General features: G+C 70.6%; 8 protein-coding genes and 2 pseudogenes. 1 reads left to right on the forward strand and 9 read right to left on the reverse strand.

Translation table 11 applies throughout. The features are described from left to right. The 4 genes and pseudogenes from J1M39_RS12380 to J1M39_RS11850 form a co-directional block, all read right to left on the reverse strand. A pseudogene (locus J1M39_RS12380) lies at positions 1 to 245 on the reverse strand (MFS transporter); the annotation flags it as partial. Positions 246 to 263: 18 nt separating this feature from the next. Continuing rightward, positions 264 to 731 carry a hypothetical protein gene (locus J1M39_RS12385; protein ID WP_241254156.1) on the reverse strand — a complete coding sequence of 156 codons (468 nt, stop codon included), beginning with the start codon at positions 729 to 731 and terminating at the stop codon, positions 264 to 266. Beyond that, positions 728 to 1504, reverse strand: coding sequence for an LLM class flavin-dependent oxidoreductase (locus J1M39_RS11845; protein WP_101967288.1), 777 nt, complete (start codon positions 1502 to 1504; stop codon positions 728 to 730). The genes J1M39_RS12385 and J1M39_RS11845 overlap by 4 nt, the downstream gene beginning before the upstream one ends. Positions 1505 to 1541: 37 nt before the next feature. Next, a complete protein-coding gene (locus J1M39_RS11850) occupies positions 1542 to 1931 on the reverse strand; it encodes a heavy metal-responsive transcriptional regulator (protein WP_010079214.1) in 390 nt (129 codons plus the stop codon). A gap of 107 nt (positions 1932 to 2038) precedes the next feature. On the opposite strand from J1M39_RS11850, the gene merA reads away from it, so the two are divergent. Continuing rightward, positions 2039 to 3463: a mercury(II) reductase gene (gene merA / locus J1M39_RS11855; protein ID WP_010079213.1), complete on the forward strand. Its 1425-nt coding sequence runs from the start codon at positions 2039 to 2041 to the stop codon at positions 3461 to 3463. A gap of 369 nt (positions 3464 to 3832) precedes the next feature. Here the strand turns inward: merA and J1M39_RS12660 are convergent, their stop codons facing one another. From J1M39_RS12660 to J1M39_RS11880, 5 genes and pseudogenes are all read right to left on the reverse strand, one after another. Continuing rightward, positions 3833 to 4735, reverse strand: a complete 903-nt coding sequence (locus tag J1M39_RS12660; RefSeq protein ID WP_012750775.1) for a hypothetical protein — start codon at positions 4733 to 4735, stop codon at positions 3833 to 3835. Between the two features lie 412 nt (positions 4736 to 5147). Further along, positions 5148 to 5609 (reverse strand): annotated as a pseudogene (locus tag J1M39_RS12665) (relaxase/mobilization nuclease domain-containing protein); the annotation flags it as partial. Then, the gene (locus tag J1M39_RS11870) at positions 5606 to 6196 is read right to left on the reverse strand and encodes a hypothetical protein (RefSeq protein WP_010079211.1); all 591 of its coding nucleotides are present in this window, start codon (positions 6194 to 6196) and stop codon (positions 5606 to 5608) included. The pseudogene J1M39_RS12665 and the gene J1M39_RS11870, both read right to left, overlap by 4 nt. Beyond that, the gene (locus J1M39_RS11875) at positions 6193 to 7614 is read right to left on the reverse strand and encodes a Rep family protein (RefSeq protein WP_073117383.1); all 1422 of its coding nucleotides are present in this window, start codon (positions 7612 to 7614) and stop codon (positions 6193 to 6195) included. Before J1M39_RS11875 ends, J1M39_RS11870 begins: the two co-directional genes overlap by 4 nt. 351 nt (positions 7615 to 7965) lie before the next feature. Beyond that, a partial coding sequence (locus J1M39_RS11880; protein WP_206496833.1) for an integrase core domain-containing protein occupies positions 7966 to 8401 on the reverse strand: 436 nt, incomplete at its 5' end.

Below are 8401 nucleotides of genomic sequence, written 5' to 3' on the forward strand. Positions count from 1 at the left end.
GGGGCAGGCGGCGTGGACGTCTCCGACGGTGCGGGTGACTGATCCGCGGCGCCGCGGGCGGACGCCGAGTCCACGGGAGCCTCCGCCAGGAACAGGCGCCGGACCCCCAGCAGTACCGCGACGCACACGGCGCCGTTGAGCCCCAGGTGCAGGGCCGCGGGGCCGCCCACGGTGATGACCGCCGCACCGAGCCCGGCACCAGCGGCCGCTCCGAGGCTCCAGCCGGCGTGCATGGTCGTGAGCACGGGCCGGGCCAGCCGGGTCTACACCTGCAGGCCCTGCGCGTTCTGGGCGGTGTCCACGACGGCGTCGAGCACGCCCGAGGCCACGACGAGGCCCGCGAAGACCCACAGCAGCCAGGCCGCGGCCGTGCCCGCACCGTGCCCGGCCCCCGCGCCCGCCCCGGCGATGTCGAGGACGAGACCGGCCGCCGTCGTGAGCAGGGCGATGGCCACGCTGCCGGCGAGCATGACCCGGCGGGCGCCGAACCGGCGCAGGATCGGCGCGGGCAGGGGCCCGGCGAGCGTGCCGCCCACGGCGAGCGCGATGACGAGCAGGCCGAACGCGGCCGGGTCCAGGCCGAACGCGGCCTTGGCCTCCGGGTAGTGCGGGATGAGCGCGCCGAGCAGGGCGCCGTTCGTCGCGAAGGCGGCGGTGACGGCCCAGCGCGCGCGACGGGCTCGGGCGAAGCCGTCGTCGGCGGCCGGGAGGTGCGGCGCGGCCTCGCTCATGCATCCCAGCCGAGCAGGCGCCAGACCTCCGCCCAGCCGGCGAAGATCTTCGCGTTGTACTCGACCCCGAGCTGGTTGGGGTTGGCGAACAGGACCCAGTCGGCGGCGGCGACGGCGTCGTCGGCGGCGAGCTTCTCCGCCACCTCCTCGGCGGACCCGGCATAGGTCGGGCCGGAGCGGGCGGCGCCGCCCTCGAGCATGCCGGAGGAGTCGCGCGAAGCCCGCTCCCGGCCGAAGTACAGCTCGTCCTCCCGGTCCTGGATGACGAACGCGGAGCGCGTGACCGCCGTGCGGCCCGGGCCCGTGTGGCCGGCCGCGGCGAAGGCCTCCCGGTAGCGGGCGATCTGGTCGGCCTGCTGCACGTGGAAGGGTCGGCCGTCGTCCTGCAGGAGCAGGGTGGAGGAGAGCATGTTGTAGCCATCCCGCCCCGCCTCGACCGCCGACGGCGTGGACCCCGACCCCCACCAGATGCGGTCCGCGAGCCCGGGGGAGTGCGGCCCGATCCGCAGCGGCTGCGAGCTGTGCGCCCAGCCGGAGGTGAGGTCCGGCGTTGCGATGCCCTCACCGCGCACGGCCGAGAGGAACCGGCGTCCGCGCTCTCGGGTCACGTCGGCCCAGGTCTGCCCCTCGTCGAGGGCGTAGCCGAACTGCGCCTGGCCGTCGAGGGCGGCCTCGGGTGAGCCGCGGGAGACGCCGAGCTCGAGCCGGCCGCCGGAGATGAGGTCCGTGGTGGCCGCGGCCTCGGCCATGTACAGGGGGTTCTCATAGCGCATGTCGGGCTTGTGGCGTTGGTGCGACCGGCTCTGCCGTTTACAGGTACCGGCAGACCTGGTCCGCGCTGCACGAGTCGGGGTCGGGCTGCGCGGCGTCGCGTCTGAGCTCGGTGATGGTGTCGCGCAGCGCGGCGAGCTGGGCGATCTGCTGCTCGATCTCGGCGAGGCGTGCGTCGAGGAGGTCGCGCACGTGCTCGCAGGGAGCAGCGCCGTCGTCGCGGATGTCGAGGATCTGGCGGATCTGGGCGAGGGTGAGGCCCGCGGCCTGGCCGCGGTGGACGAAGTCGATCCGGGCGGCCGTCTCGGGCGCGTAGTCGCGGTATCCGGACGGCGTGCGCTCGGCCGGCGGCAGCAGGCCCTGCTCCTCGTAGAACCGCAGCGTCTTCGCCGTCGTTCCCGCCCGCTCGGCGAGTTCCCCGATGCGCATCGCAGGCCCCCTCTTCTTTCGGCAGAAGTCCTCTTGACCTTCCCCTGCACTGGAAGGTCCAGTATGGCTGAGACAGACCGGAAGACCAAGTGTTGACAGGAGCTGCGATGCCCACGAAGTACGACCTCGCCATCATCGGATCGGGCGGTGGTGCGTTCGCCGCCGCGATCCGCGCGACCACGCTCGGCAAGTCGGTGGTGATGATCGAGCGCGGGACGCTGGGCGGCACCTGCGTGAACACCGGCTGCGTGCCGTCGAAGGCCCTGATCGCCGCGGCCGACGCACGGCACTCCGCGGCCGACGCCGCCGACCGGTTCCCGGGGATCGCGACGACGGCGGGGCCGGTGGACATGCCCGCCCTGATCGCCGGGAAGCAGGCGCTGGTCGAGTCGCTGCGGGGCGAGAAGTACGCCGACGTCGCCGACTCCTACGGGTGGGCCGTCCGCCGCGGCGACGCCGCGTTCGCCGGCACCCCCGACGCTCCGGTCCTCCAGGTCGCCGGGGACGACGGCAGCACCGAGACGATCGAGGCCGGGCACTTCCTGGTGGCGACCGGCTCTCGGCCGTGGGCCCCGCCGATCGACGGCCTGGACGAGACCGGGTACCTGACCTCGACCACGGCGATGGAGCTGACCGAACTCCCTGAGTCCCTGCTCGTGCTCGGCGGCGGCTACGTCGCCCTGGAGCAGGCGCAGCTGTTCGCCCGGCTCGGCTCCCAGGTCACCGTGCTGGTCCGGTCCCGGCTCGCGTCGAAGGAGGAGCCGGAGGTGTCCAGGACGCTGGAGGAGGTGTTCGCCGACGAGGGCATCCGGGTGGTCCGCCGCGCGCTGCCGACGCGGGTGTCCCGCGACGCCGCGACCGGGCAGGCCGTCGTCACCGCGGACGTCGCCGGGGGGCGGGAGGAGTTCCGCGCCGACCAGGTGCTCGTCGCCCTCGGACGACGACCGGTCACCGACGGGCTCGGCCTCGACAGGGTCGGGGTCGAGACCGGGGACCTCGGCGAGGTGGTCGTCTCCGACCGGATGCAGTCCTCCCACCCGCGGATCTGGGCCGCGGGCGACGTGACCGGCCACCCCGAGTTCGTCTACGTCGCCGCCCACCACGGCACCCTCGTCGCCGAGAACGCGTTCGCCGACGCCGACCGGGCCGTGGACTACGCCCGACTGCCGAGGGTGACGTTCACCGGCCCGGCGATCGGCGCGGTCGGGATGACCGAGAAGGACGTCGTCGCCGCCGGGATCCGCTGCGACTGCCGCGTCCTGCCGCTGCACCACGTGCCCCGCGCACTGGTCAACCGCGACACCCGCGGCTTCGTCAAGATCGTCGTGGACGCCGACACCGGGAAGATTCTCGGCATCACCGCCGTCGCCAAGGACGCCGGCGAGCTCGCCGCCGCCGGGGTCCACGTGCTCGGCAAGACGGTCGCCGAGGTCGCCGACGCCTGGGCCCCCTACCTGACCATGGCCGAGGGCATCCGGATCGCCGCCAAGGCCTTCACCACCGATCCGTCGCTCCTGTCGTGCTGCGCGTGAACGCGCACGCAGACAATCGGGGGGAACGCTCAGCTGGGAGAGGAACAGACGATGAGCGGCGATAAGGACCACGACTCGCATCGCGCGGGCGTGCTTGTCGGTGCTGGGACGGGCTTGCTCCTGTTGGCATGCTGCGCGCTTCCGCTGCTGATCTGCTGCGGCCTGCCTCTCCTCGCCGCGGGCGGAGCCCTCGCAGGTATCGGAGGTTTCCTCGGCAACCCTTGGCTCATCGGTGCCGGGATCGCAGTCGGGGTGGCCGTCACAGCGGCGATCGTCCTCCGGCGACTGCGGCGGCACCGACGTCGCTCGACCGGCTGCTGCGGCAATCGTTCGACTACTGACCGGGGTCAGTAGTTCGAGTGGCTCCAGTCATCGTCGCCAGTTCGGCCACGTCGGCATCCCGCGACCCTTCCAGGTCTCCACGAGGCCAGCAACCCAGCGGACGGACGCGAAGACCCCGTAGCCGGCCGCCGCGAGGCCCGCGGCGATCACGAGCCAGCGCCCGATCCCGAGCCACACGCTACCGTCCACGTCCAGCGCCCACTGAGCGCCTGTGATGAGCCCAGCGATGCCCATCCAGAGCCCGGCGACGACCACCACCACCGGCAGGAGTGCGAGGCACATCGCGGCGGCGGCCGACCAGAGCTGACGGGCCTCCAGCTTCGCCGTGGCAGCGATGATCCGCTCGGCGCGCTCGTTCGATGCGTCGAGGTTTGCCGCGATCGTGGCAGACGCCTCCCCGGCGACCTGTTCGACGGCCTTCACGACTCGCTCCTCGGTGCGCTTTTCGATCCGCTGCACCGCGCCGCCGACCTGGCTGACGAGCTTCTGGTTCGCCGCGGCCTGCGCCTTGAGCCCCTCAATCGCCGATGCCGTAGCCGCGTGATTCCTCTGCGCCTCCGCGACCAAGCTCTGCGACGCGGCGTTCAAGCTCTCGCCGTTGAGACTCTGCGCGAACTCGCCGAGCGTGCTCGCGATCTCGTTCAGCCTGCTCTCGATACTCGCGATCCTCGCGGACGCGTCGCTGGAGGGCGAGGAGGTCGACGCCGAGGCCGTGATCCGCTCCAGCCGCCTCGTCGTCTCCTCGTCCATGACCTTCACGAACCCTGCGAGCTTCTTCTGCTGCTCGGCCAGCCGGTCGAGCCTCGCGTTCTGCGCCTCGACGGCGGCGAGGATCGAGGTCAACGCCTCCATCGTCTCCGGACTGTCGAGCTGCTGCTGCGATCCGCTCTGCGCGTTCTGCTGCTTCAGCCTGTCGAGCGCTGCGCTCATGTTCCTGCTCCTCCTGCTGCTGGTGATAGTCGAAGAACGCCTGCGCGCCCTCCGGGGTGAAGTCCGCCGAGAGTGCGCTCGCGCGCTTGCGGCGCTCGGCGCGTCCGGACTCGCCGCGGCGGTCCTCGATGTAGAGCGTCCAGGTCTCCTGCCCGGCGCGCTTGCCCTTCTTGCTGACGGGGCTGTGCAACCGCATCCGCGGCACCCGCTCCCCGTCATCGCCGAGCTGCTGGTTCTGCTCCTCGATCACCGCTTCGAGACCGGCCTTGTCCACCGCACGGGGATCAGCCAGGGCGGCGCTCATCCGGTCGCCCATCTCGCGGTCGAGCCCGCCCTCGGCGAAGTCCTCGCGGCGCAGCTCCCAGTCCTTCGGCGCGTGCTCCAGACGCTTCACGACCGAGAGACCGTGCTCGCGCATGAGCTCGTCGTTCGCTGACTGAACGCCCCGCTGGTTCCCGGCCTTGCGGTCGTGGAACGTGCGATAGTCCGAGAGCGCCTTCCCCGTCCGATTGCTGTGGTTGATGACCAAGATGTGGTTGTGCGGCTTCTTCCCGCGTCCGTCCACATGGCTCACCACGAGGCAGTCCGCGTTGGGGTGCATCTTCTTCGCGAGCTGGTAACCCAGATCGTTCACCCGCTGCACGTCCTCAGGATTCTTTGGGTCGAACTCGTCGTCGCTGAACGACTGCCTGTAGTGCAGCGCCTCGACGTCACGCTTCGTGTTCTGGGTGAGCGCGCGGGCGCGCGCCGAGAACGCGCCGGGGCCTCCCGGCACGTCGCCCGTGATCGCGACGCCGCGCTCGTCCTCCTTGCCCCGGATGTAGCGCTCGGTGTCGGCGGCGTTGGCGCTCGGACTGTAATGCGTCGTGCTCATGAGGCCGCCCGATCCCCGAGCAGCGCGCGGACCTCGTGCAGCAGCTCGATCAGCTCGGGCACCTCCGCCGACAGCGCCACCGGCTCACCCGCGCGAGCACGGCGGTCCAGGTCGTTGACGTTGATCGCGAGCGGGCGCACCTGGGCGGCCAGCTCCCGAGCATCAGCAGACGCCTGCACGCGCTCCTCGACCCCGAGCAGCTGCGCGGCCACGGCGGCATCCAGCTCCTCGCTCCGAGAGGCGTGCAGGGCATCGCGCACGACGGTCCGCACCCACGTGCTCGGAGCCAGCCCGAGCCGCTTCGCACGAGTGCGAAGCGCCGCGAGCGTGGCGTCATCGAAGCGGGTGTCGAGCCTCCCGCCGCCCCCACGACGACGCTTCGCGCCGCCGTGACTCTGGCGCACAGCCTCCGCATCAGCCCGACCGGTGTTCACCTGGGAGTCGGTCTGCTGCTCCACCTGTACGCCAGAGTGGCAAGCAGTAGCCGTGTCGGACGTTTCGCTGGCGCTCATGTCCTCCCCGGCTGCTTGCGAGGGGCCTCCGGCCCCCTCGACCCCCTGGAAGAGCGCATCGCGTTCGGTGCTCATGCGGCACCTCCGATCAGCGCCAGCGGCACGTCAGGGCTCCGCACCGCGAGCCCACCCAGCAGCTCAGCAACCGCGCCCTCCGCATCATGTTCGGCCGAGGTCTCCGGGCCGTAGGTCAGTTCCCGCGACCCGACGTTCTGGTGGTACGCGTTGCCGTACATACCGGGCGTGTGCGCGGCGGTCGGAACGCTGCACTGGTGCCACTCGTAGGGCTCGATCTTCCCGATGTGCTGCACGAGGTAACGATTGATGTCGTCGGCACGATAGACCTTCACGACCGAGGCCAGCCGGCGGATGAACTGGTCCAGCGCCTCGTCCACGTTGCCCTTCTGGCGGGCGTAGTAGAAGAACTCGACGGGCTCGATCGTCGCCGTGATGACGATGAGGCGCGGGGCGACCTCGCCCTTGTTCTTGTAGCGGGCCTTCGCAGGCGAGGCGTTGTACGGATCGAGCAGCAGCAGCCAGTCGTTCGCATCCATCGCCGAGGCCCGCAGATCGTCCAGCAGCAGCACTTCCTCGCCCCGCCAGTCATCAAGCGGGTTCCCCGTCGCGGCCCGGTAGACCTGCCACCGCTCGCCGTGCGCGTTCGCCGCGTTGATCGCCTCGGTAATGAAGTCCGTGGCGAACCGGGTCTTGCCGATCCCGGCATCCCCATGGACGAACACCACGTGCGTCGAGAACTCACCGGCGCGCAGCTTCGCCGCCGCCCGGTATGCGCGACGCTGGCCGTAGGCCGACAGCGCGTCGTCGATCTCCCGCTGATGCCGCGAGTAGATATCGAACAGCTCGTCCGTGAGCATGATCTGATCCCGCGTGATCTCACCTTGGAGAACGCGCTCCCGCATGTCCTCGAAGTTCTCGGCGACGATCTTCTTCTTCACGTGGGCGCGGCCCTTCAGCCACGTCTCCCGGCGCTGGGCGTCGATCCCGAGGTAGTCAGGCCCACGCACCGTGGCGACCTCCGAAGGCGCGTACTGGTGCTTGTCCGCGTACTTCACGTGCGTCAGATACGACAGCATGTTGTCGAAGGCGTACCGCCCGCGGCCAGGCTTCTCGACGTACTGGGGCTCGACGCCGATGCCGAACGCGAGCCGATCCAGCGGCGCACTCTTCGCACGGCTGGCGAACTTGATCACGGCGTGCAGGTGCTCGGGCTTCGGTTCGACCACCAGGGCCTTCTCCGTGTCACTCCAGACCTCGCGCTCGTCCTTGTCGTGCACGATGCCGTAGGCCTCGACGACCTGGCAGCCGGTGGCCTCGAGCCGCTGCACCACGTAGGCGAGGATCGCCTCGGCACCCTGCTGGAGCAGCGCGGCCCCGTTCGGGTCCTCGGCAGCCCAGGCCCAGTACGACGGATCGAGGTACTGCGTGAGCCCGATGCTCGTCGGGTTGTTCTCCTGCTTAGCCACGGCGACCACCCCCGCCGCGGGCGGCGCGGAGGGCCTCAGAGGGAGTGCGGCGCCTAAATGACCCCCTATTGACCCCCAAATGAGACCCCATATGATCCCGCGGGACCACGCGACGGAGCGAGGGCGGAACAGGCCGCTGACCAGGCATGTTGTTGCAAGGCGCGGCAATCGACAAGCCCTTGCCGCGCCCGTAGGAACGAATGGGGGTCTCGTAACTCTTGGAGTGCGAAGCACGGCTACGGGCAGCCATCACGACGACGGGCAGCCCGCCTTCGGCGGGTGCCAGGCCAGGCCCTCCGGGCGGGGTCAGGTTGGTGGGAGCGGTGCTGAGGTTGAAGCGTCCCGGGTTTCGTGCCGCTCCTATGTGGGTGCCAGCTCTCGGTTGAGGGCGGCGTAGTAGGCAGTCTCGTACTCGGCCGGGGTGGTCATAGCCAGGGACGAGTGGAGCCTTCGATTGTTGTACCACTCGACCCATCCGGCGGTGGCGTACTCGACGTCGGCGATGGTCTTGTACGGGCCGTTGTGGAAGATCGTGGTGGTGATGCACTCGGTCTTGTACAAGCCGATGACGCATTCCATGAGCGCGTTGTCATACGCATCGGCGACGGTCCCGATGGACGCGGCGATGCCCTCGGCGGCCAGGTGCTCGGCGAAGCGAAGGCTCGTGTACTGCGACCCGGCATCGCTGTGCGCGATCAGCTCGCCGGGCTGCACAGGGTGCCCGTGCCGGTCACGGTCCCACAACGCGATCCGCAGCGGGGTCAGGACCAGCGGGGTCGTCTTGGCCGTCGCGGCA

Source organism: Micrococcus sp. KRD077, from assembly GCF_017168505.1.
Lineage (GTDB): Bacteria > Actinomycetota > Actinomycetes > Actinomycetales > Micrococcaceae > Micrococcus > Micrococcus luteus.